This window comes from Ruegeria sediminis (assembly GCF_005938215.1).
Classification (GTDB): Bacteria; Pseudomonadota; Alphaproteobacteria; order Rhodobacterales; family Rhodobacteraceae; genus Ruegeria; species Ruegeria sediminis.
On the sequence record NZ_VCPD01000002.1, the window covers coordinates 60215 to 83280 of the forward strand.

Annotated in this window: 20 protein-coding genes and 1 tRNA gene; 9 read left to right on the forward strand and 12 right to left on the reverse strand. The window is 61.9% G+C overall.

Annotated elements, in window-relative coordinates; genetic code table 11:
* Positions 1 to 4: 4 nt before the first annotated feature.
* The 4 genes from FGK63_RS04905 (at position 5) to FGK63_RS21005 (ending at position 3667) form a co-directional block, all read left to right on the forward strand.
* Entirely contained in the window at positions 5 to 1201 is a 1197-nt protein-coding gene (locus FGK63_RS04905; protein ID WP_138840508.1) for a diaminopropionate ammonia-lyase, read from the forward strand.
* The gene (locus FGK63_RS04910) at positions 1194 to 2360 is read left to right on the forward strand and encodes a M24 family metallopeptidase (protein ID WP_138840509.1); all 1167 of its coding nucleotides are present in this window, start codon (positions 1194 to 1196) and stop codon (positions 2358 to 2360) included. Before FGK63_RS04905 ends, FGK63_RS04910 begins: the two co-directional genes overlap by 8 nt.
* Positions 2361 to 2370: 10 nt before the next feature.
* Complete coding sequence (locus tag FGK63_RS04915; protein ID WP_138840510.1) at positions 2371 to 3144, forward strand: maleate cis-trans isomerase family protein; 774 nt, start codon at positions 2371 to 2373, stop codon at positions 3142 to 3144.
* A 262-nt stretch (positions 3145 to 3406) separates the two neighbouring features.
* On the forward strand, positions 3407 to 3667 hold the full coding sequence (locus FGK63_RS21005) for a hypothetical protein (RefSeq protein WP_246043956.1): 261 nt from the start codon (positions 3407 to 3409) through the stop codon (positions 3665 to 3667).
* Between the two features lie 14 nt (positions 3668 to 3681).
* On the opposite strand, the gene FGK63_RS04925 is transcribed toward FGK63_RS21005, so the two are convergent.
* The 10 genes from FGK63_RS04925 to glpD all read right to left on the reverse strand — a co-directional run bounded on the left by FGK63_RS04925 (position 3682) and on the right by glpD (position 15043).
* Positions 3682 to 4842, reverse strand: a complete 1161-nt coding sequence (locus tag FGK63_RS04925; RefSeq protein WP_138840511.1) for an iron-containing alcohol dehydrogenase — start codon at positions 4840 to 4842, stop codon at positions 3682 to 3684.
* Entirely contained in the window at positions 4839 to 5822 is a 984-nt protein-coding gene (locus FGK63_RS04930) for a class 1 fructose-bisphosphatase (protein ID WP_138840512.1), read from the reverse strand. The genes FGK63_RS04925 and FGK63_RS04930 overlap by 4 nt, the downstream gene beginning before the upstream one ends.
* 12 nt (positions 5823 to 5834) lie before the next feature.
* On the reverse strand, positions 5835 to 7319 hold the full coding sequence (glpK, locus tag FGK63_RS04935) for a glycerol kinase GlpK (protein WP_138840513.1): 1485 nt from the start codon (positions 7317 to 7319) through the stop codon (positions 5835 to 5837).
* A 96-nt stretch (positions 7320 to 7415) separates the two neighbouring features.
* Positions 7416 to 9137, reverse strand: coding sequence for an ABC transporter substrate-binding protein (locus tag FGK63_RS04940; RefSeq protein WP_138840514.1), 1722 nt, complete (start codon positions 9135 to 9137; stop codon positions 7416 to 7418).
* 96 nt (positions 9138 to 9233) lie between these two features.
* Entirely contained in the window at positions 9234 to 9506 is a 273-nt protein-coding gene (locus tag FGK63_RS04945; protein WP_138840515.1) for a DUF2160 domain-containing protein, read from the reverse strand.
* 23 nt (positions 9507 to 9529) lie between these two features.
* Positions 9530 to 10381 carry a carbohydrate ABC transporter permease gene (locus FGK63_RS04950; protein WP_138840516.1) on the reverse strand — a complete coding sequence of 284 codons (852 nt, stop codon included), beginning with the start codon at positions 10379 to 10381 and terminating at the stop codon, positions 9530 to 9532.
* A 3-nt stretch (positions 10382 to 10384) separates the two neighbouring features.
* Positions 10385 to 11254 carry a carbohydrate ABC transporter permease gene (locus tag FGK63_RS04955; RefSeq protein WP_138840517.1) on the reverse strand — a complete coding sequence of 290 codons (870 nt, stop codon included), beginning with the start codon at positions 11252 to 11254 and terminating at the stop codon, positions 10385 to 10387.
* The gene (locus tag FGK63_RS04960; protein ID WP_138840518.1) at positions 11254 to 12330 is read right to left on the reverse strand and encodes an ABC transporter ATP-binding protein; all 1077 of its coding nucleotides are present in this window, start codon (positions 12328 to 12330) and stop codon (positions 11254 to 11256) included. The genes FGK63_RS04955 and FGK63_RS04960 overlap by 1 nt, the downstream gene beginning before the upstream one ends.
* A gap of 12 nt (positions 12331 to 12342) precedes the next feature.
* Entirely contained in the window at positions 12343 to 13431 is a 1089-nt protein-coding gene (locus FGK63_RS04965) for an ABC transporter ATP-binding protein (protein ID WP_138840519.1), read from the reverse strand.
* A gap of 13 nt (positions 13432 to 13444) precedes the next feature.
* Positions 13445 to 15043, reverse strand: coding sequence for a glycerol-3-phosphate dehydrogenase (gene glpD, locus FGK63_RS04970; RefSeq protein WP_138840520.1), 1599 nt, complete (start codon positions 15041 to 15043; stop codon positions 13445 to 13447).
* A gap of 262 nt (positions 15044 to 15305) precedes the next feature.
* Between glpD and FGK63_RS04975 the strand changes: the two genes are divergently transcribed.
* Entirely contained in the window at positions 15306 to 16067 is a 762-nt protein-coding gene (locus tag FGK63_RS04975) for a DeoR/GlpR family DNA-binding transcription regulator (protein WP_138840521.1), read from the forward strand.
* 215 nt (positions 16068 to 16282) lie between these two features.
* On the opposite strand, the gene FGK63_RS04980 is transcribed toward FGK63_RS04975, so the two are convergent.
* Together FGK63_RS04980 and FGK63_RS04985 are read right to left on the reverse strand one after the other, a co-directional pair.
* Positions 16283 to 16357 (reverse strand) — tRNA-Asn (locus FGK63_RS04980).
* Between the two features lie 95 nt (positions 16358 to 16452).
* Complete coding sequence (locus FGK63_RS04985) at positions 16453 to 17085, reverse strand: porin family protein (protein ID WP_246043957.1); 633 nt, start codon at positions 17083 to 17085, stop codon at positions 16453 to 16455.
* 335 nt (positions 17086 to 17420) lie between these two features.
* Between FGK63_RS04985 and glf the strand changes: the two genes are divergently transcribed.
* The 4 genes from glf to FGK63_RS05005 all read left to right on the forward strand — a co-directional run bounded on the left by glf (position 17421) and on the right by FGK63_RS05005 (position 23060).
* Positions 17421 to 18578 carry a UDP-galactopyranose mutase gene (gene glf / locus FGK63_RS04990; RefSeq protein ID WP_171052576.1) on the forward strand — a complete coding sequence of 386 codons (1158 nt, stop codon included), beginning with the start codon at positions 17421 to 17423 and terminating at the stop codon, positions 18576 to 18578.
* A 370-nt stretch (positions 18579 to 18948) separates the two neighbouring features.
* Positions 18949 to 19917: a TAXI family TRAP transporter solute-binding subunit gene (locus FGK63_RS04995; protein WP_138840523.1), complete on the forward strand. Its 969-nt coding sequence runs from the start codon at positions 18949 to 18951 to the stop codon at positions 19915 to 19917.
* A 105-nt stretch (positions 19918 to 20022) separates the two neighbouring features.
* Positions 20023 to 22632, forward strand: a complete 2610-nt coding sequence (locus tag FGK63_RS05000) for a TRAP transporter permease (RefSeq protein ID WP_138840524.1) — start codon at positions 20023 to 20025, stop codon at positions 22630 to 22632.
* The gene (locus FGK63_RS05005) at positions 22629 to 23060 is read left to right on the forward strand and encodes a universal stress protein (RefSeq protein WP_138840525.1); all 432 of its coding nucleotides are present in this window, start codon (positions 22629 to 22631) and stop codon (positions 23058 to 23060) included. Before FGK63_RS05000 ends, FGK63_RS05005 begins: the two co-directional genes overlap by 4 nt.
* The last annotated feature ends 6 nt before the right edge of the window (positions 23061 to 23066 follow it).

Sequence of the window (23066 nt, forward strand, 5' to 3'; positions counted from 1 at the left end):
ACCGATGACTCTGGACGTTTTTTCTGCTGCACGACTGCAACACGCCGCAGGAAACCGAAAAACAGGCGATGCCGCGTTCCGGGTTCTTCCGGAACAGGGATTTGCCGAAGCTTGCAAAGAGATCACCGCCTGGGAAGGCTATGCCCCGACTCCTCTGGTTTCGCTGGATGGGCTGGCTGCACGGATCGGTGTTGCACGGATCGACTACAAACACGAAGGGCCGCGTTTCGGGCTCGGAAGTTTCAAGGCGCTGGGTGGCTCATATGCGGCGATGCGGGTGTTGCAACGCGAACTGACCAAACGGCTTGGCCATGCGGTCTCACTCGCGGACATCCGCAACGGCACCCATCGGGACATTTGCCGGCAGATTACCCTGGTCTCGGCCACTGATGGCAACCATGGCCGCTCGCTGGCCTGGGGGTGCCAGAGGTTCGGAGCGCCATGCCGCATCTACATTCATGCCGAGGTCAGCGAAGGCCGCGCCAAGGCCATGCGCGACATGGGCGCAGAGGTGATCCGGATCGACGGCGACTACGACGACTCGGTCCGGCTGGCCAAAGACGAAGCCGAGACCAATGGCTGGTTCGTCGTCTCGGATACATCATGGCCGGGATATACCGAACCGCCGAGGGACGTTATGGCGGGCTATGGCGTCATGACCCGTGAGATCTGTGAAACGCTGGATCAAGCGCCGACGCATGTCTTTCTGCAGGGAGGGGTCGGGGGGCTCGCCGCCTCGGTCGCTGCCGGCCTGCGTCAGGTCTACGGCTCGCAAGCGCCGCGGGTGGTCATTTCCGAGCCCGAGCTTGCGGCCTGTCTGTTCGAAAGCGCCCGCGCTGGCAGGGCGACGACTGTACACATTGAAGAAGAAACCATCATGGCCGGCCTGTCCTGTGGCGAGCCCTCGGAAATGGCCTGGGACATACTGAGCGAAGAGGCGTCAGATTTCCTCACCATCCCCGATGCCATTGTCGCGCCTGCAGTTCGGCTGCTCGCCAAGGCCGAAACCGGCGATGCCGTGGTTGAGGCCGGCGAAAGCGCCGTGGCGGGGCTGGCCGCCCTGATCGCCGCCCGGCAAGACGCAGACTTGTCCAAGAAATTGGGGCTGGACGCTCGATCGCGGATCCTGCTGATCGGCTCCGAAGGTGTGACCGACCCGGCCATCTACGCCGAGATCATGAAGGGCGCCGATCATGTCTGAGGCACCCGAGCGCGGTTTTCCCGAGGCCGAATTCGCCTCGCGCACGGAAAGGGCGCAGAAACGCATGGCCGATCAGGGTTTGGCCGGGCTGTTGCTGCTGACCGAGCCCGAAGTACGCTATTTCAGCGGCTTTCACACGCTGTTCTGGCAAAGCCCCACGCGTCCGTGGTTTCTGTTCGTTCCGGCCGAGGGAAAACCCATCGCGGTCATCCCCGAGATCGGAGCCGCCCTGATGCGGAAGACCTGGATCGAAGACATTCGGACCTGGAGCGCCCCTGCGCCCGAAGACGACGGTCTTAGCCTTTTGACCGAGATTCTGGCGCCGATCGCCAGGGGCGGCGGCGCAATCGGCGTTTTAAAGGGCCACGAAACCTCGCTACGTATGCCCCTGGGCCACTACGAGCGTTTGTTGGCCGGTCTGCCCGGTTTGAAAGTCGCGGACGCCACCGGACTTGTGCGCGCCTTGCGGATGGTCAAGTCCGAAGCCGAGATCGCCAAGCTCGCCCATATCTGCGCTATCGGTTCGCGGACCTTTGCCGAGGTTCCGCAACTGGCCTACGAGGGACAACCTCTCGAAGATCTGTTCCGCGCCTTCCGCCGCGAAGCTCTTGCCAAGGGTGCGGATGACATCCCCTACCTGGTCGGGGGCGCCGATCAGGGCGGGTATCACGACGTCATTTCACCGCCCTCGCGCCGCCCCTTGACGGCGGGCGACATCGTCATGTTGGACACAGGCGCAACCTGGGATGGGTATTTCTGCGATTTCGATCGCAACTTCGCCGTGGGCCGCGCCGACGACCCGTCCCGCCGTGCCTACGACACTTTGTGGCGGGCCACCGAGGCAGGGATTGCCGCCGTACGTCCGGGAATGACCTGTCGCAATCATTTCCAAGTCATGCGGCGCGTAATTGCTGAGATGGATGATCAAGGCGGCGATGTCGGCCGGCTGGGTCACGGGCTGGGAATGCAGCTGACCGAATGGCCGTCCATTGCGGATTTCGACGAGACCGTCATCGAGGAAAACATGGTTCTGACCTTGGAGCCTTCGCTTGGATACGGAAACGGCCGTATCATGGTGCACGAAGAAAACATCGTGGTGCGCGCCGACGGGGTCCATCTGTTGTCGAAACGCGCCGCCCGTGAATTGCCGGTGATCTGAGGAGAAACCGATGAAACTGGCTTTTGACACAGATGCTGGGATCGGAACCCGCGCAACTCTTGGGGTGATCGTGCTGGAAACGGACGAGACCCTTGAGCCGGAATTCGCGCGGATGATGGATATCGACGGAGTTGCGCTCTATCACAGCCGCATTCCAATGGTTCCCGAAATCCGCGCCGATACCCTTGCGCGGATGGAGGCGGACCTGCCTGCATCGGCCGGGCTGTTGCCGCATTCTCTTGATTTCGACGTAGTCGGCTATGGCTGTACCTCGGCCGCGACGGTGATCGGATCGCAAAACGTCGCCCAGGCGATCCGAACGGTTTTTCCCGGGACGCAGGTCACCGATCCGCTGGCCGCGATCATTGCCGCTGGCCGTAGCTTTGGTGCGGCCCAGCTCGGCTTCATCACGCCTTATCTGCCCAATGTGTCGCTTAGGATGCGCCAACGGCTCGAGGCCGCGGGATTCGAGATCGCAGCATTCGGATCATTCGAGCAGGGCGACGACCGCGTGGTCGCCCGGATTACGGAACCCGCGATCAGCGCAGCAGCCGAGCAAGTCGCCGCCCTTGCGGATTGCGACGCGATCGTCATTTCCTGCACCAACCTGAGATGCATGCGCATCATTCCCGAAACAGAGGCCAGGATCGGCGTCCCCATAATCTCGAGCAACCAGGCCCTCGCCTGGCACATGCTGCGCCTCGCCGGCATCGACGAGCCTCTGCCGCAATTCGGGCGATTGTTCCTGCATCAATTGCAGTCGGGCCAAGCAACCGTAGCCTAGGCCGGTTGTCGCAATACGATCTTGGTCAAGTAGTTGAGAAGATTGGCTCCGGCGGTAGTGGGCGGAGCCAATTCGCAAGGAATAGATTTCCAACAATAGGCAAACAATTCATCGGACGCCAATTCGTGCGAATGTCCATGTCCGGCCAGCGTTGAGCGTCGAGGGTCAAATGGTGTTCCCAATCCACGCGCGCCTCGCCATTTAGATATTCTAGGGGTCTCGGGGTAGATGAGACAGAGAGCCGTCGGAAAATCGTTCCGCGGTGATCCGACCAGCTTTTCATGGCCGACGACGACCGGTTTGGCGTTCGCGGAACATCGCGCTGGCCGGGTTCAACGACCTGCAGATCCTGCGCGGGCTGCCGCTGGAGCTTGCGACGACCGATGCCCACCGTTTCGAGATCGGCGAGGCGGCCGCCGAAATCGTCCTGACAAGGCAGCGGCAGCGCGGTGAAGCCGAGCCCGTCCGCAAGCTGTTGCATCCGACCGTGTCGAAGGGGAATTCGCTGGCGCCGAAGACGTGAGCGCCGGTAGGGGTTCACAAGGCCGATGCCAGTATCGACGCCAACCGATCCGGTGCCAACCTGTGCGGGTTCGACTGCATCGAGCTTGACTTCTGCGCGGCTTCACAGATGGCGGGAATGTCACTCGGGTCATCCATCCAGTCCGAAAGCCGAGGCAGCCCCATCCCGGTCAGCCAGTCGCCCAGCCCCGCGAAAGCCCGTTCCGGCGGCAGGCCCGTCGCTCTGGCGATGGCCTCTTCGATGATCCGGTACTTGGTCATGTCCTGTTTCGCCCGAATGGCGGCTTCGGCATTGGCTTGCAGGACCGGTCCCAGCAATCGGGCGCAGATCAATCCGTGCGGCGCCGTCGTTCTGCCGCCGATCACTCCGGCAAAGCCGTGAACGGCGCCCAAACCGGCATTTGCCAGCGCAATGCCGCCGGTCAGGCTGACGTAGGCAAGCTGATCGCGGGCCGCCTGATTTTCGCCTTGGGCCAGTTTCTCGAGCGCCGCAAATCCATTGTCCATAACGCTGGTGCAGAGGGCGTCGGTCAGCGGCGTCGCGCGGGCGGACAGAAAGGGTTCGATCACCTGTGTCAGCGCATCCATGCCCGAGGCCAGCGTCACCGACCAAGGCGCGCCATCCGTCAGGGCCGGATCGACGACCGCCAGCCGCGGAAACATGCGCGCATCGCGCAAGCTTACCTTCTTTTGCGCCTGCGGAATGCCGATCACCGCGTTCTTCGTGACTTCCGTGCCGGTCCCGGCCGTGGTCGGAATGGCGGTAAAGGGCAGGGGGGCGGTGTCCAGCGGTTTCGCGGGCCCGCTCCCTTCGAGATGTTCGGCGATGTCGCCCTGTCCCGGGATCAGTGCGGCCGCCGCCTTGCCGAGATCGATCACCGATCCACCGCCCACGGCCACAACCTGTTCCACGCCCCGTTCCCGCCCCGCCGCGATAGCGGCCCGCACCTGATCGAGCGTCGGTTCGCCCCGCGTCCGGTGTTCGGAAACGTCTTTTCCCGACTGCGACAGATCGACGGCGAACCGATCCGCCCATTCGACGCTTGTCCCTCGAACCAGCAGCACTCGGCGCCCCCAGGGTTGGATCATTTCGACGGCCGAGGCGGCCTTGCCGCGGCCGAAGACGATCATGCCTGCGGTCTGGAAAGTGAACGGGTTCAGGTCAGGCGGCGTCATGTCCGGTGATAGCCTTCCAGGCGGGCCACCTCGTCACGAGAGCCAAGGATGACGGGAACCCGTTGATGATGGCTTTCCGGCATCAGGTCGAGCAGGCGCCGCTCGCCCGTCGAGGCGAGGCCGCCCGCCTGCTCGACGATCAGGGCCATCGGATTCGCCTCGTAAAGCAAGCGCAGCTTGCCGCCGAGCCCACGGTTTGCTGCATCGGAGGGGTAGAGAAACACGCCGCCGCGCATCAGGATGCGGTGAACGTCGGCCACCATCGATGCCGTCCAGCGCATGTTGAAGGCGCGGCCGCGCGGCCCGGATCCGCCGGCAAGGCACTCATCCACGTATCGGCGCACCGGCGCGTCCCAGTGATGATAGCGCGAGGCGTTTATCGCGAATTCCGAGGTTGTTGCGGGTATGTCCAGGCCGGGATGCGTCAAACGGAAATCGCCGGTGCCGTGTTCGCAGGAAAACCCGTTCACGCCGTCGCCCATGGTCAGCACCAGCATGGTCGCGGGTCCGTAGATAGCGTAGCCGGCGCAGATCTGTCGGGAACCCTGTTTCAGCACGTCGCGGTCGCCGTCGTTTTCCACCTCGCAGACCGAAAAGATCGACCCGACAGAGAGGTTCACGTCGATGTTCGAGGACCCGTCCAGCGGATCGTAGTATAGCAGGTAGTCGCCGGCCTCCGGCTCTTTGAGCCAGGTGATTTCGTCGACTTCTTCGCTGACAAGCGCGGCCAGCCGCGGTGAATTGGCGCAGATCCGGGCGAACTCCCGGTCCGCGACCACGTCGAGCGTCTTCTGCTCCTCGCCCTGGATATTGGACCCTCCGGCCAGGCCGAGCGTCCCCTCGAAAGCCGCGTTGCGAATGTGGTTGCCGACGACGCGGCAGGCGGCCGCGATGTCTTCGACGAGGAAGATCAGATTGGGGTTGAGCTGGCGCTCTCCGGACTGCTGCGTGAGGAAACGGCGTAGCGTGGGCATGGACATCAGCGCCACTCCTCAGAACGACATCGTCGCGTTTACGGCGCGCTTCCACGCCGCGTATTTCTCTGCGCGGGTTTCGGCGGACATCGAGGACTCGAAACGGTGTTCCAGCGCCCATGTCGCCGCGAACTCTTCTTGCCCCGGGTAGAGCCCGGCGCGCTGCCCGGCCAGCCAGGCCGCGCCCATCGCCGTGGTTTCCAGCACTTTCGGCCTGTCGACGGATGCGCCGAGAATATCGGACAGAAACTGCATGGCGAAATCCGATGCGCTCATGCCGCCATCCACGCGAAGGGTTGCCTCGCCCGGGTTGCCCATGTCGGCCTGCATTGCTTCCAGAAGGTCGCGGGTCTGGTAGCCGACGCTTTCCAGCGCTGCGCGGGCGAACTCGGCCGGGCCCGAGCCGCGGGTCAGGCCGAAGACAGCGCCGCGGCATTCCGCGTTCCAATACGGCGCGCCGAGGCCCACGAAGGCGGGCACCATGATCAGGGATTGGTTGGGGTCGGCGGCCGCAGCCAGGGGCTGGGTTTCGCTGGCCTCGCGGATGATCCTGAGACCGTCCCTCAACCACTGAACCACGGCGCCGGCGATGAAGATAGAACCCTCCAGCGCGTAGGTCGGCTTGCCGTCCAGCTGATAGGCGATGGTGGTAAGCAGGCGGTTTTCCGACGCAACCGGCTTTTGCCCGGTATTGAGCAGCGCAAAACAGCCGGTGCCATAGGTGGCCTTCAACATGCCGGGGCCGAAACAGGCTTGACCGACTGTGGCGGCCTGCTGATCGCCCGCAACGCCAAGGATCGGGACCGGACGGCCGAACAGATCGGGCCGGGTGGCGCCGAAATCGGCCGAGCAGTCCTTGACCTCGGGCAGCATGTCCAGCGGGATGTCGAACAGATCGGCGATGGTGCGGCTCCACCGGCCCTTGTGAATGTCGTAGAGCATGGTGCGGGCGGCGTTGGTGGCGTCGGTGACATGCACCGCGCCCCCGGTCAGCTTCCAGACGAGGAAGCTGTCTACGGTGCCGAACAGCAACTCGCCGCGGCGCGCTTTCTCACGCGCGCCATCGACGTGATCGAGGATCCACTTCAGCTTTGTGGCCGAGAAATAGGGATCGACCAACAACCCGGTGCGCGCGGTAATCATTCGGTCGTGACCGGCCTGGCGCAGCTCGGCGCAGAAACCGGCGGTGCGGCGGTCCTGCCAGACGATGCCGTTGTAGATCGGTTGCCCGGTGGCGCGGTCCCAGACTATGGTCGTTTCGCGTTGGTTGGTGATGCCGATGGCGGCAATGTCCTCGGGGCCCAGCCCCGCCTTTTCGATCGCCGCGCGACAGGTGCCGGCAGTGGTCGACCACAGGTCGGACGGGTCATGCTCGACCCAGCCGGAATTCGGGAAATGCTGCGGAAACTCTTCCTGTGCCGTGGCCACGATCCGCATGTCGCCGTCGAACAGAATGGCGCGGCTGGAAGTGGTGCCCTGATCTATGGCGAGGATATGGGGCATGGCGCTGCCTCCTGATGACGCGGTGCGGGTCGGGTTGGTAAGAACTAAAAGAAAGATTGACCGAGGCCCCGAAGGGCCCCGGCCGGAGAGTAAGGCTTACTGCCAGGACTTGATCAGCTCATCGTAGGCGATCGTCTTGGGCTCTTCGTCCTCGTTCTCGAGCTTGGCGTAGGGTGCGCCTTCCTGGCTCAGCCAGTGCTCAGGGTCCATTTCCTCGTTCATCTTCGGACCGATGTCGCCCTGGATGCCGGCACGTTCCAGGCGCTCCAACACCTTTTCCTGGTCGGCGCAGAGCGCATCGAGCGCTTCCTGCGGGGTTTTGGCGCCCGACATCGCATCGCCGATGTTCTGCCACCAAAGCTGGGCCAGCTTCGGGTAGTCCGGAACGTTGGTGCCGGTGGGCGACCACTGAACGCGGGCGGGCGAGCGGTAGAACTCGACCAGTCCGCCCAGCTTGTCGGCGCGCTCTGTGAAGCTGTCGTGCTGGATGGTGCTTTCGCGGATGAAGGTCAGGCCGACATGGCTTTTCTTCACGTCCACGGTCTTGGAGGTGATGAACTGGGCGTAAAGCCAGGCAGCCTTGGCCCGGTCGACCGGGGTCGATTGCATCAGCGTCCAGGAACCGGCGTCCTGATAGCCGACCTTCTGGCCTTCCTTCCAGTAGACACCGTGCGGCGAGGGCGCCATGCGCCATTTCGGCGTGCCATCCTCGTTCATCACCGGCAGGCCGGGCTCGACCGTGGCGGCGGTGAAGGCGGTATACCAGAACATCTGCTGAGCGATGTTGCCCTGGGCCGGGATCGGGCCGGCTTCGGAGAAGGTCATGCCCGCGGCCGCCGGCGGCGAGTATTTCTCCAGCCATTCGATCGCCTTGGTCACCGCATAGACGGCGGCCGGAGAGTTGGTGGCGCCGCCGCGCGCGACGCAGGAGCCGACGGGCTGGCTGTTTTCGTTGACGCGGATGCCCCATTCGTCGACCGGCAGGCCGTTGGGCTCGCCCACGTCGCCCATGCCGGCCATCGACATCCAGGCGTCGGTGTAGCGCCAGCCGAGCGAGGGATCCTTCTTGCCGTAGTCCATGTTGCCGAAGACTTCGCCCTCGACTCCCAGGTGGCTGAGGTCGCGGCCGGTGAAGAACTCGGCGATGTCCTCGTAGGCCGACCAGTTGACCGGAACGCCGAGATCGTAGCCGAACTTCTCTTTGAAGTCGGCCTTGTTCTTCTCGTCATTGAACCAGTCGTAGCGGAACCAGTACAGGTTGGCGAACTGCTGGTCGGGCAGCTGGTAGACCTTGCCGTCCGGACCGGTCGTGAAGCTGAGCCCGATGAAGTCTTCCAGATCGAGGTTCGGGTTGGTCACGTCGGCGCCGTCGCCGGCCATCCAGTCGGTCAGGTTGCGGGCCTGCTGATAGCGCCAGTGGGTGCCGATCAGGTCTGAGTCGTTGATGTAGGCATCGTAAATGTTCTCGCCCGATTGCATCTGGGTCTGGAGCTTTTCAACCACGTCGCCTTCACCGATCAGGTCATGCGTGACCTTGATGCCGGTGATCGCGGTAAAGGCCGGGGCCAACACCTGGCTTTCGTATTCGTGGGTGGTGATGGTTTCCGAAACCACCTTGATCTCCATGCCGGCGAAGGGTGCCGCGGCATCGACGAACCACTGCATTTCGGCTTCCTGGTCGGCGCGGCTCAGCGTCGACAGATCGCCGATTTCACCGTCCAGGAACTCTTTTGCTTCGTCCATGCCCGCAAATGCGGCACTTCCCAGCACGCTTAGCGCGAGCGCCAGCGATGTGGTTGTTCTCAGCTTCAAGTTCATGAGGATCCTCCCTTTTTGTTAGAACTTGGTTTGCTTTGTGTGGCGGCGCCCGAACGGTTTTCAGACCTGGGCGGGCGATGCCGGTTTCGCCTTTTTTTACACCCAGCGGAAGACCGCTGCGGCGTAGATCAGGCATAGGATCAGCGCATAAGGTTGGTTGGCGCCCACCAGTCCAAGCCAGGCCAGGTTTATGAAGGCCGAGCCGAGAAGGGTGATGAAAAGACGGTCCCCGCGGGTGGTCTCGATCCGGAGAATGCCGATGCGCGGCGTTTCCGGGAACTTGATCGCCAGGATCGTGAAGACGATCAGGGTGCAGGCGATGATGCCGAAGAAGGCCGCCGTCGGCCAGGTCCATGCCATCCAGTCCATTGGAATTCCTCCCTGGTCCAGGTTCAAACGCGGCCCAGGGCAAAGCCCTTGGCGATGTAGTTGCGGACGAAATAAATCACGAGAGCTCCCGGAACGATCGTCAACACGCCGGCGGCCGCAAGCACGCCCCAGTCGATCCCCGCGGCGCCCTGGGTGCGGGTCATGATCGCGGCAATGGGCTTGGCGTCCACCGTCGTCAGGGTGCGGGAAAGCAGCAGCTCGACCCAGGAGAACATGAAGCAGAAGAAGGCTGCGACACCGATGCCCGATGCGATGAGCGGCATGAAGATCTTCACGAAGAACCGACCGAAGCTGTAGCCGTCGATATAGGCCGTTTCGTCGATCTCTTTCGGCACACCGCGCATGAACCCTTCGAGGATCCAGACCGCCAGCGGCACGTTGAAAAGGCAATGCGCCAGCGCCACGGCGATATGGGTGTCAAAGAGCCCGATCGAGCTGTAGAGCTGGAAGAAGGGCAGCGCAAAGACCGCGGCCGGCGCCATCCGGTTGGTCAGCAGCCAGAAGAACAGGTGCTTGTCGCCCATGAAGTGATAGCGGCTGAAGGCGTAGGCTGCCGGCAGCGCCACGGTCAGCGATATCACCGTGTTCATCACCACATAGATCAACGAGTTGACATAGCCCATGTACCAGGCCGGGTCGGTGAGGATCGTGGCGTAGTTGGCGAATGTCAGATCCCGTGGCCAGAGCGTGAAATCGTTCAGGATTTCGGTGTTTGTCTTCAGGCTCATGTTCAGCAGCCAGTAGATCGGCAGCAGAAGGAACAGAAGGTAGAGCGTCATCACCACCGCGCGGCTGTTGACCCTTGGCAGGGCAATTCCGCGAGAGGCGGATTTGTTTGCGGTCGTATCGGCCATGTCTCAGCCCTCCCGTTTGTCGAGGTTGGTCATCACGGTGTAGAACACCCAGCAGATGAGCAGGATCACGAGAAAGTACATGATCGAGAAGGCGGCGGCGGGTCCGAGGTCGAACTGCCCCAGCGCCATCTTCACGAGGTCGATCGACAAAAGCGTCGTTGAGTTGCCGGGGCCGCCGCCGGTCACGACGAACGGCTCGGTGTAGATCATGAAGCTGTCCATGAAACGCAGGAGGATGGCGATCATCAGGACCCCCATCATCTTGGGCAACTCGATGAAGCGGAACACTTTCCAGCGCGACGCCTGGTCGATCTTGGCCGCCTGGTAGTAGGCGTCGGGGATCGATTTCAGCCCGGCATAGGCCAGCAGCGCCACCAGCGACGTCCAGTGCCAGACGTCCATGACGATGATCGTTATCCACGCGGCCAGCGAGTCCTGAGTGTAGTTGTACGGGATGCCCAATGCGTCGAGCACATACCCCAGCAGGCCGATGTCGACCCGGCCGAAGATCTGCCAGATCGTGCCGACCACGTTCCACGGGATCAACAGCGGCAGAGACATCAGCACGAGGCAGAAGGACGCCCAGAAACCCGATTTCGGCATGTTCAGCGCCACGAAGACGCCCAGCGGGACCTCGATCGCAAGGATGATGGCCGAGAACAGCAACTGGCGGCCAAGCGCATCCCACATCCGCTCGGATGCAAGCATTTCCTCGAACCACTCGAGGCCGGCCCAGAAGAACTCGTTGTTGCCGAACGTGTCCTGCACCGAATAGTTGACCACGGTCATCAGCGGCACCACCGCCGAAAAGGCCACGAGAAGAAGAACCGGAAGGACCAGGAACCATGCCTTTTGGTTGACTGTCTTGTCCATCACGCGGCCTCCCCTGCGACGCGCCAGTCGTTGGCGTAGACGTTGACGTATTCGGCGTCGAAGGTGACGCGGTTCATGTCGGCGCTGACGTGGTCGTCCTCGCCGGCGATGATGTTGATGTCATGGCCAAAGAACTCGGCGCGGATGATCTTGTGGCGGCCGACATCCTCGACGCGGCGCACCTTGACCGGCAGGCCCTCGGATTGCGACAGGCGGGCGAATTCCGGGCGCACGCCGATCTCGACCTTGCCTTCAAGGCCGGCATAGCCGCGTTTCAGGGTGATTTCCGCGTCCGCGATGAGCGCTTTGTTGCCGTCGATCCGCGCCGGGATCACGTTCATTCCCGGCGAGCCGATGAAATAGCCCACAAAGGTATGCTCGGGCGTCTCGAACAGCTCTTCCGGCGTGCCGATCTGCACAACTCGGCCGTCATACATCACCACGACCTTGTCAGCGAAGGTCAGCGCCTCGGTCTGGTCGTGGGTGACGTATATCATGGTGTGACCGAAATCGTTGTGCAGCTTCTTCAGCTGGGTGCGCAGTTCCCATTTCATGTGCGGGTCGATCACCGTAAGCGGCTCGTCGAATAGAAGCGCGTTGACGTCCTTGCGCACCATGCCGCGGCCGAGGCTGATCTTCTGCTTGGCATCGGCGGTCAGTCCGCGCGCCTTGCGGTCGAGCATGTGATCCATGCCGATCATGCGGCTGATTTCCTGAACGCGCTCTGCGACATAGGCTTCGTCCCGGCCACGGTTGCGCAGCGGAAAGGCGAGGTTGTCGCGCACCGTCATGGTGTCGTAGACAACCGGGAACTGGAACACCTGAGCGATGTTGCGTTCGGCCGTGGGGGCATCGGTTACGTCCCGGTCATTGAACAGGATGCGGCCCTGGCTGGGCCGCAGCAGCCCCGAGATGATGTTGAGCAAGGTCGACTTGCCGCAGCCGGACGCGCCGAGCAGCGCATAGGCGGCACCGTCCTGCCAGTCGTGGTTCAGTTCCTTCAGCGCATAGTCGTCTTCCGACTTCGGATTCGGAAAATAGGAATGCGCGAGGTTGTCGAGCGTGATCTTGGCCATTTCCTCTCCTCCTCAGGCGGCCAGCGCATAGGCGGCAGGCGCGACCAGCTTGCCGTCTTCGCCGAAGATGTAGACGTGGCGCGGGTCGAGCCAGACGTCGAGCCGCGCGCCGAGTTCCAGTTCGTGCACGCCGTGGATCAGACCGACCCAGCGTTCGTCATGGTGATCGAGATGCACGAAGGTTTCAGACCCGGTGAGCTCGGTCACCGACAGCTTGGCGACGAATTGCATGGCATCGGGCGAATGCTGGCGGATCTCCAGGTGGTTCGGTCGGAATCCGGCGGTGTAGCGCCCATCCGGCAGCGCGGCGAGCTGGCCGGTGGCCTTGGCGCTCTGGCCGTCGCCGAACATCAGCTGGCCGCCGGATTTGGTGACGCTCAGGAAATTCATCGGAGGGTCCGAGAACACCCGCGCGGTCGTGGCGTCGACCGGCTGGCGGTAGACTTGCGGCGTGGGTCCGAACTGAGTGACCTTGCCCTGCCACAGCGTGGCCGTGTTGCCGCCCAGCAGCAGCGCCTCTTCCGGCTCGGTGGTGGCGTAGACGAAGATCGAGCCGGAGGCCTCGAAGATCTTCGGGATCTCGATCCGCAGTTCCTCGCGCAGTTTGTAGTCTAGGTTTGCCAGGGGTTCATCAAGCAGCACCAGGCCCGCGTTCTTGACCAGGGCGCGGGCGAGGGCGCAGCGTTGCTGCTGCCCGCCGGACAGTTCCAGAGGCTTGCGGTCGAGCATCGGCGCCAGCTTCATCAACTCGGCGGTCTCGTGCACCCGCCGGTCGATCTCCTTGCGGTCCACGCCCATGAGTTTCAAGGGCGAGGCGATGTTGTCATAGACCGTCATCGACGGGTAGTTGATGAACTGCTGGTAAACCATCGCGATCTGGCGGTCCTGCACGCGCACGCCGGTCACGTCGCGACCTTCCCAGAAGATCTGGCCGGTATTGGGCGCGTCCAGCCCTGCCATCAGACGCATCAGCGAGGTCTTGCCCGACAGCGTCGGTCCGAGCAGCACATTCATCGTGCCGTTCTCGAGCGTCAGGTCGGTGGGGTGGATATGGGGCTGCCCATCGACCGATTTCGATACGCCTTTGAGTTCGAGCGTCATCGGGGTCTCCTCCTTATTCCGCCGCGGCGGAAGCGGATCGGCGGTGAGCCGCCATCCACTTGTCCAGTTGTTCGATTTGCTCCACGCTCAGCCTAAGGCCGAGCTTGTTGCGGCGCCAGACCACGTCTTCAGCCGTTCGGGCATATTCATGGGCCATCAGCCAGGCGACTTCCGTTTCGGTCAGCGTGGCGCCGAAGTCCCGGCCCAGGTCCTCGGCCGTCTGCGCCTGGCCAAGGATGGCGGCGGCCTCGGTGCCGTAGGCCCGCACCAGACGCCGCGCCCAGAAGTCGTCCAGAAATCCGAAACGGGATTCCAGGTCCGCGACCAGCCGGTCGAACCCGTCGACCGGGAAGTCGCCTCCGGGCAGCGGGACGCCCGCCGTCCAGGGACCCTTGGCAAGGTCCAGGTGCCGGCCGATCTTTTCGAGCGCGCTTTCGGCGAGCCGCCGGTAGGTGGTGATCTTGCCGCCAAAGACATTGAGAACCGGCGCGCCGCCTTCCACATGGAGCTTGAGCGTATAGTCCCGCGTCGCCGCCGTCGCGCTGGACGCGCCGTCGTCATAGAGTGGGCGGACGCCGGAATAGGTCCACACGACATCATCTTCGACCAGCTTTTCCTTGAAATACCGGTTGGCGAAATTGATGAGGTAGCGTCGCTCTTCGGAGGTGCATTCCGGTGCGCGTGACGGGCTGTCGTGATCGGCGTCGGTGGTGCCGATCAGCGTGTAGTCGGTCTCGTAGGGAATGGCGAAGATGATCCGGCCGTCGGTTCCCTGAAAGAAGTAGCATTTGCCGTGATCGTAGAGTTTGCGGGTGACGATATGCGACCCGCGCACAAGCCGGACCCCTTCGCTCGAATTGATCCGCATCGTGTTCTGGATGATTTCACCGACCCAGGGGCCGCCGGCATTGACCAGAATCCGCGCGAAATGGACCTCGGCCCGGTCGTTTTCGGCATTCAGCGTTTCGATGCGCCATAGATCGCCCTCGCGGGCGGCGGAAACGACCTTTGTCCGGGTCATGATCCTTGCGCCGCGCGCTTCGGCGTCGCGTGCGTTCAGCACCACGAGGCGTGCATCCTCGACCCAGCAATCGGAATACTCATAGGCTTTCCCGAAACGGTCCTGCAGCGGCGCCCCTTCCGCCGAGCCCCTGAGCTCTAGGGTCGCGGTGCCCGGCAGGATCTTCCGCCCTCCGAGATGGTCGTACATGAACAGCCCCAGCCGGATCAGCCAGGCCGGGCGGCGGCCTTGCATCCAGGGCATGAAAAGCCCCAGGAGTTTCGAGGTAGGGGTTTCCGCCTCGAAGCGCATGTCCTTGTGATAGGGCAGCACGAAGCGCATCGGCCAGCTGATATGCGGCATGGCGCGGAGCAGAACCTCGCGTTCGATCAACGCCTCGCGCACCAGCCGGAACTCGAAATATTCCAGATACCGCAGCCCGCCGTGAAACAGCTTGGTCGAAGACGAGGATGTGGCGGAGGCGAGGTCGTTCATCTCGGCCAGCGTCACCGACAGGCCGCGACCGGCGGCATCGCGGGCGATTCCGCAGCCATTTATGCCGCCGCCTATGATGAACAGGTCAGTTGTTTCGGTGTCGCCGCGACGTGCCACGCGATTCCCCCTATTCGCGAAACGTGTAGCGTTTGTGACAAGTACGCGTGCGGTTCGCAACAGTTTTGTTTTCGTTTTCGTTCGTTTGGGTGCAAGCTTTTGAAAGTTTCCGAAAAAAATCTATCACTTGAACAACCGTTGACATCGACGCGGTTTGATTTTCATGCCAGTTTCGGCCGTTTTGCGTGCTTTTGGCCTTGGTGCGGCGCGAATTTTTCGCTACCGTCCCGCGTCAACGAGCATACGAAAGGAAACGAAAGCAATGTCGCAGACCTTTCGGCATCCGGAAATTCTCGAAATCGCCCGCCGCGAAGGCAAGGTAACCGTCGAGGGGCTGGCCGAACACTTCGGGGTGACCTTGCAGACGATACGGCGCGACCTGTCCGACCTGGCCGAGGCAGGCAGGCTGGAGCGGGTGCATGGCGGCGCGGTGCTTCCGTCGGGTACGACCAACATCGGCTACGAAGAACGTCGCACCCTGTTCATGGCGGCCAAGCAGCGGATCGCCAAGCTCTGCGCGGCGGACATTCCCGAAGGCGCGTCGGTCTTCCTGAACATCGGCACCAGTACCGAGGCCGTCGCCCACGAACTCCTGCATCATCGAAACCTGCTGGTGGTCACCAACAACATGAACGTGGCCAACATCCTCGTCGCCAATTCCGGCTGCCAGATCATCGTCGCCGGCGGCCAACTGCGCCGAACCGACGGCGGGCTGGTCGGCAAGCTGACCAGCGAGGCGATCGCCCAGTTCAAGTTCGACGTGGCGGTGATCGGTTGTTCGGCGCTGGACGAGGACGGCGACATGCTGGATTTCGACATCCAGGAGGTCGCCGTCAGCCAGACGATCGTGGCGCAGTCCCGCAAGGTGTTCCTTGTGGCCGACCACTCCAAGTTCAAGCGTTCGGCCCCGGCGCGGATCGGTTCGCTTTCGGATATCGACGCGCTCTATACCGACCGGCCGCTGCCCGGCGACCTGACATCGCGCTGCCGCGACTGGGGCGTAGGCGTCGTCGTTGCCGATTAGGTCGGTAGGGTCGGTGTAAAAAGCGATGTAAGCGCAGCGAAACAGGGCGCACCAAACTGACCTACTTCGCGCCGCCTCGATTAGATTTTCTACACTTCGGGGCGCAGCTTGCGCACCGTCTGTGACGCGCGGAGTGCATGCCACGTCCCCGGAAACGGAATAGGCACCTGAGTGGGGTGCCTTTTCCTCGCGCAATCAATGCCTTGCGGGAAGATTGGCTCCGGCGGTAGGGATCGAACCTACGACCAATTGATTAACAGTCAACTGCTCTACCGCTGAGCTACGCCGGAACGGTTCGCGCCGTATAGCAATCCGGGAATCCGGCGTCCAGAGGGCTGTTGGAACTTTTTTGGCGTTCCTTTTCCACTGGAGCTTCGGGGCGTCCTCAGAATCGGTAGGTCGCGCCGAAGATCGGGCCGGACTGGTCGAATTCGTAGGCGGATCCGTTGATGTTGTGATTGACTTCGATGTAGCGATAGCCGCCGCGCAACAGCCAGTTGTCGTTTAGCGCATAATCTGCCGTCAGAAGGACCTGCCAGGTGTCGCTGCCGCTTTCGAATCCGCCATAATCCGCAAATGCGGTGCCGGACCATCTGTCATTGAACTGCATCCTCGCGCGTACGGCGATGAGGGGATCCACCCAGTCGTCACCGACGCTGGTGGTGCCGCCCGGCATGGTGCCGGGTTGCAATGTGAAATCCGTATCGGTCTTGTACCAGCGGAAGCCTGCACCGAGATCGACTGCGGTCTTCGGGTCCTGATATACGCGATAGGCGGCGTACCCGTTGAAGATCTGCGTCTTTACGGCCGTATCCAGACTGCTGAAAGCCGGGCCGGGCGTCGCGTTGCCGAACGAGACGTCCGTCACCATGTAATCGGCGATGAAACTCCACCGGCCGTTCGATGCGGAGAAGGCGCCCATGAAGGCGAAATCGAGATTGTCGAGCGCATCGCTGAAAGACAGGGTGGCGTCGATTTGCTGCGTCGGTGAAGTAATCGAGGTGTTGGTCTCGGTCATGAACAGGTAGATGCTTGCCTCATAGTCCCAAGAACCATCCTGCGCATTGGCTTCGATGGGCGCGACAGAAACCAATCCCAGGCAAAGTGCCAGTGTAGTTGTGACTTTCATCCAATCCTCCTGACCAAGGGCCTATCATTGACCATCTGGCGCTATTGCGTTGGGATCCTTTGCTGACGTGGCACCGATCCGATATTGGTGCACTTTAGCCAAAACTGTACGCTGGGTAATCCGAATTTTTTCAATCCGATTTCGATTGATCACGGGGCTTTCTATTTGACATCGGCGTGCATGGCGTTGATTGAAGAGCAAAAAGGGCGCAGGCGGAAAGAAACATGGCGAAAAGCAACTTGTTGATGGTTGGCGCGGGGCTTTCCGGTGCGGTGATCGGGCGGGAACTGGCCGATCGGGGCCATGAGGTCACGGTTGTCGACAGCCGCGCGCATACAGGCGGCAATTGCCATACCGAACGTGATGCCGAGACCGGCGTTATGGTCCATGTCTATGGGCCGCATATCTTCCACACCGACGACGAAGAAGTCTGGAACTACGTCAACGCTTACGAAACGTTTCTGCCGTACAAGAACCGGGTCAAGACGACGTCGAACGGGCAGGTCTACTCACTGCCCGTCAACCTGCACACGATCAACCAGTTCTTCGGCAAGACGATGCGCCCGGACGAGGCGCGCGCCTTCATTGTCGAGCAGCAGGCGGACACGTCGATCGAAGACCCGCAGACCTTTGAAGAGCAGGCGTTGCGATTTGTCGGCAAGGACCTCTATGAGGCGTTCTTCAAGGGGTACACGATCAAGCAGTGGGGGTGCCACCCGTCCGAACTGCCGGCGTCGATCCTCAAGAGGTTGCCGGTCAGGTTCAACTACGACGACAACTATTTCTTTCACAAGTTTCAGGGGATGCCGGAAAACGGCTACACTGCGATGATCGACCGCATTCTCGATCATCCGGCAATCACGGTGAAGCTTGGGACGAGCTTTGCCAGCGACATGGCCCGTGAATACGACCACGTATTTTATTCCGGGCCGCTGGACGGATATTTCAACTATTCGATCGGGCGGTTGGGCTATCGGACCCTGGATTTTGAGCGTTTCAGCTACGCGGGCGACTATCAAGGTTGCGCGGTTATGAACTATGCCGACGAGGATGTGCCCTATACCCGCATCACCGAACACAAGCATTTCGCGCCCTGGGAAAGCCACGACAAATCGGTATGCTACCGGGAATTTTCCCGTTTTGCCGAGGCAGACGACATTCCTTATTACCCGATCCGGCAGGTCAGGGAGAAGGCGTTGTTGGGCAAGTATGTCGAGCTTGCCGAACAGACACGCGGCGTGACGTTCGTCGGCCGCCTCGGCACGTACCGCTACCTCGACATGGATGTGACAATCCGCGAAGCGCTGGACGCGGCACGTGGCTTTCTGGCTTGCAGAGCGGATAACCGCCCGGTTCCAGCCTTCTTTCAGAAGCCCTTGTAATCCTGCCGCACGATTGTCTCGGTCACGAACCGCCCAGATTTCGGCTTGGCTGCATACCGATCTGAAGCCGGGAGCCTCGCCTGCAAAGCCTGGATCGGTGATCTGACCGAGGGTTGACACCTGTGCATCCCTATATCCGGGGGGAAACTTCGCCTGCTTTCGCCATATTTGCGACCTGGCACGGGCTGAAGGCGCGTCAGCCTTGACAAGTCGCGTATCGGAATGAAACCCTTTGACGATCGGGAGAGCTTTGAATTTCAAATGTTTGCGCCCATTGTCTCCGGCCGGATTGTCCCTTATCGGCACAGTCCCGGAGGCGCGAGGGCCGCGCGGCTTTCCCGTCCAAAAAATAACACGTGGGAGTTCTTAGATGAAAAACAGCAGCAAGCTTAGCCTCGGCGCCTTTGTCACGACGGCGTTCATGGCTCCGGCCGCGTATGCGGAGGAATTCATCACCATCGGCACCGGCGGTGTGACCGGCGTCTACTATCCGACCGGCGGCGCCATTTGCCGCCTAGTGAATAAGGGCCGCAAGGAACATGGCGTTCGCTGCTCGGTCGAGTCGACCGGGGGATCCGTTTACAACATCAACACCATCCGCGAAGGCGAACTGGAGTTCGGCGTCGCGCAATCGGACTGGCAGTTCCACGCCTACAATGGCTCGTCGCAGTTCGAGGACGCGGGCAAGTTCGAGGGTCTGCGCGCCGTATTCTCGATCCACCCCGAGCCGTTCACCGTGGTCGCCCGCGCCGACTCGGGCATCACGACCTTTGATGACCTGAAGGGCAAGCGCGTGAACATCGGCAACCCGGGTTCGGGCCAGCGTGGCACCATGGAAGTCGTCATGGCGGCCAAGGAATGGGGAATGCAGGACTTTGCGCTCGCCACCGAACTCAAGGCCGCCGAGCAGTCGGCTGCGCTTTGCGACAACCAGATCGACGCCATGATCTATACGGTTGGACACCCCTCCGGCTCGATCCAGGAGGCCACGACCGCCTGCGACTCGGTACTGGTCAGCGTCGATGGCCCCGGCATCGACCGGCTGGTGGATGAAAACACGTTCTATCGCAAGGCGACCATTGTGGGTGGAACCTATCGCGGCAACCCCGATGACGTGAACACCTTCGGTGTGGGCGCGACCCTCGTGACCTCGGCAGATGTTTCCGAAGATGCGGTCTACACGCTGGTGTCTTCGGTCTTCGAGAACTTCGAGGATTTCAAGGGGCTGCACCCTGCCTTCGCGAACCTGAAGCCGGAAGAAATGATCAAGGATGGTCTGTCGGCGCCGCTGCACCCGGGTGCCGAGAAGTACTACAAGGAAAAGGGCTGGTTGAACTGATCCAACCCTGAAAACACGGGGCGCCTGCGGGCGCCTCGTCTCGCCCTGAACACAGGGGCAACAAGCCGCCGGCATGAAAAGGCAGCGGGAAGGGGAGACTGGTTGATGGCTAACGAGGCGCACGGCAAACGTCCGCTATCCGAAGAAGAACTGCAGGAACTTGTCGCGTCCTCGGATGCTGGTGCGCGTGATCCCGCGGGAAATGTCGGGCTGTTTCTGGCGATAGTCGCGGTCATCTGGTCGCTGTTTCAGGTGGCGCTTGCCTCGCCGCTGTCGAACGTCCTTCTGCCCGGCAGCGTCATCAACAACTCGCGTCAGATTCACTTGGCCTTCGCAATCTTCCTTGCCTATGCCGCTTACCCGGCGCTGAAGTCCAGCCCGCGCGGGTATATCCCGATCCAGGATTGGATCATGGGTGTCGTCGGTGCCGGTATCTCGCTTTACGGGTACATATTCTACCAGAAGATCGTCGATGCGGGCGGGCTGGCCGATCACACCGACAAATGGTTCGCCCTCGCCGGCCTGCTGTTGCTGTTCGAGGCGGCGCGGCGTGCGCTTGGGCCCGCCATGGCCATCATCGCCTCGATCTTTCTGGTCTATGTCTTCTTCGGTTCGTCCGAATGGGTTCCCGAGGTCATTCGCTGGAAAGGCGCCAGCCTCCAGAAGGCCATGAGCCACATGTGGATCACGTCCGAAGGCGTTTTCGGGATCGCCTTGGGGGTCTCGACCAAGTTCGTGTTCCTCTTCGTCCTGTTCGGCGCGCTGCTCGACAAGGCCGGGGCGGGGAATTACTTCATCAAGATGGCCTTCGGCGCGCTTGGCCACCTGCGCGGCGGCCCGGCCAAGGCCGCGGTTGTGGGCTCGGCGGCTACCGGACTCATCTCGGGGTCATCGATCGCCAACGTGGTCACGACCGGAACCTTCACCATCCCGCTGATGAAACGCGTTGGCTTCACCTCGGAAAAGGCCGGCGCGGTCGAGGTGGCCTCGTCTGTCAACGGCCAGATCATGCCGCCGGTCATGGGCGCAGCCGCATTCCTGATGGTGGAATATGTCGGCATCTCCTATGTCGAAGTCATTACCCATGCCTTCCTGCCCGCGCTCATCTCGTACATCGCGCTGGTTTACATCGTGCATCTTGAGGCAGTGAAACTGAACATGCCGACGCTGGGCGACAAGGTCGTGTCGCTTGGCCGTACCGTCGCCGGGATGGCCTTGTTCTTTGCGGGCTTCGCGCTGCTCTGCTATGGAGTGCAGTACCCGGTCCGCTGGGTGGTTGCCTTGGTGCCCGAAGGGTCCGGCTGGATTCTTGCGGCTTTGGTCTTCCTTTCTTACGTCGCCTTGCTTTGGTTTGCGGCGCAAGTGCCGGATCTCGAGGCCGATGACCCCAACGCCGAAACGGTCGAACTGCCCGAAGTTGCCGAGATCTACAAGTCGGGCCTCTACTACCTGTTGCCGATCATCGTGCTGGTCTACTTCCTCATGATCGAACAGAAATCGCCGGGCTTGTCGGCCTTTTGGGCGACGGCTTTGCTTTTCGTGATCCTTCTGACCCAGAAGCCGCTCAAGTCGATGATGCGGGCGCAGAGCGACATGGCTGCGACATTCGTCGATGGCGTCCATGACCTCTGGCAGGGTCTGATTGACGGCGCTCGCAACATGATCGGCATTGCGCTGGCGACGGCCACCGCAGGCGTCATCGTGGGCACCGTGACGCTGACCGGGGTAGGGCAGGTGATGGCGGACCTGGTCGAGTTCCTGTCGGGCGGCAATCTGATCCTGATGCTGGTGATGGTCGGTCTGCTTAGTCTCGTGCTGGGCATGGGGCTGCCGACAACCGCGAACTACATCGTGGTCAGTTCGCTGATGGCGGGCGTAGTGGTGGAACTGGGCGCCAATTCCGGCCTGATCGTGCCGTTGATCGCGGTGCACCTTTTTGTCTTCTACTTCGGCATCATGGCCGACGTGACGCCGCCTGTGGGCCTGGCCTCGTTCGCAGCTGCAGCAGTGTCCGGAGGTGATGCGATCCGCACCGGATTCGTGGCATTCTTCTACAGCCTTAGAACCGTGGCGCTGCCCTTCGTGTTCATCTTCAACACCGACCTTCTGCTGATCGACGTGACATGGATTCAGGGCATATTGGTCTTCATCGTGGCAACCATCGGCATCCTGGTCTTCACTGCAGGAACGATGGGCTGGTTCGTGACGCGGTCCCGCATCTGGGAAAGCGTGGCGTTGATCGTAATCGCATTCGCCCTGTTCCGGCCCGGGTTCTTCATGGATCAGATCCAGGATCCCTACAGGGAAATCCCGCCGGGCGAAGTGGTTCAGGAGGTCGGAATCGCCGAGCCGGGCAGCGAGTGGCGCCTTGTGGTGGCCGGTCCGGATTTCGACACCGGTGCGATCCGCGAAACCCACGTCACGCTCACGATCGCCGAGGGCGACGATGGAGCGGCACGGCTGGAATCGCGCGGACTGCTCGTGCTTGAGGAAGACGGCATGCTGAAGGTCGAAGAACCCTTCCCCGGCACGCCCTTCTTCGAGAAGCTCGGAGACTATGATTTCTACGGCGATGAGCCGGTACACATCGTTTCGGCGCTGGAACGGGCCGAAGGCCTGCCGAAAGAGTTGATGTTCATTCCGGCCCTGCTCCTGCTGGGGCTGATCGCCTTCCTGCAACGCGGCCGGGCCGCCAGACAAGGAGTACCCGCATGACCAAGTCCGTACTCTGCGCCGTCGACATCAGCAACGGCGACAGCGATATTCCGGTTCTGCGGCGGGCGGCGCAGTTGGCCGACCTCGACGGGGCGCAACTCGACGTGGTGACTGTGCTGCCGGATTTCGGGGAAACGTGGGTATCGGGCTTCTTCGACACCGGTTTTCACGAAAAGGCGGTCAAGGACGCGCATGATCACCTGGTGGGACTGTGTGCTTCGGCCTTGGGAGAGGAACGCAATGCCTCCGTCCGTCACGTCGTGGCCACCGGAACCGCCTATCAGGAAATCCTGAAGACAGCCGAAACGGCGGGCAGCGATCTGATCGTCATCGGCGCGCACAAACCGGATCTCAAGGATTACCTGCTGGGTCCGAATGCCTCGCGCGTCGTTCGCCATTCCGCGGTTTCGGTCTACGTGGTTCGCTGATTCGGC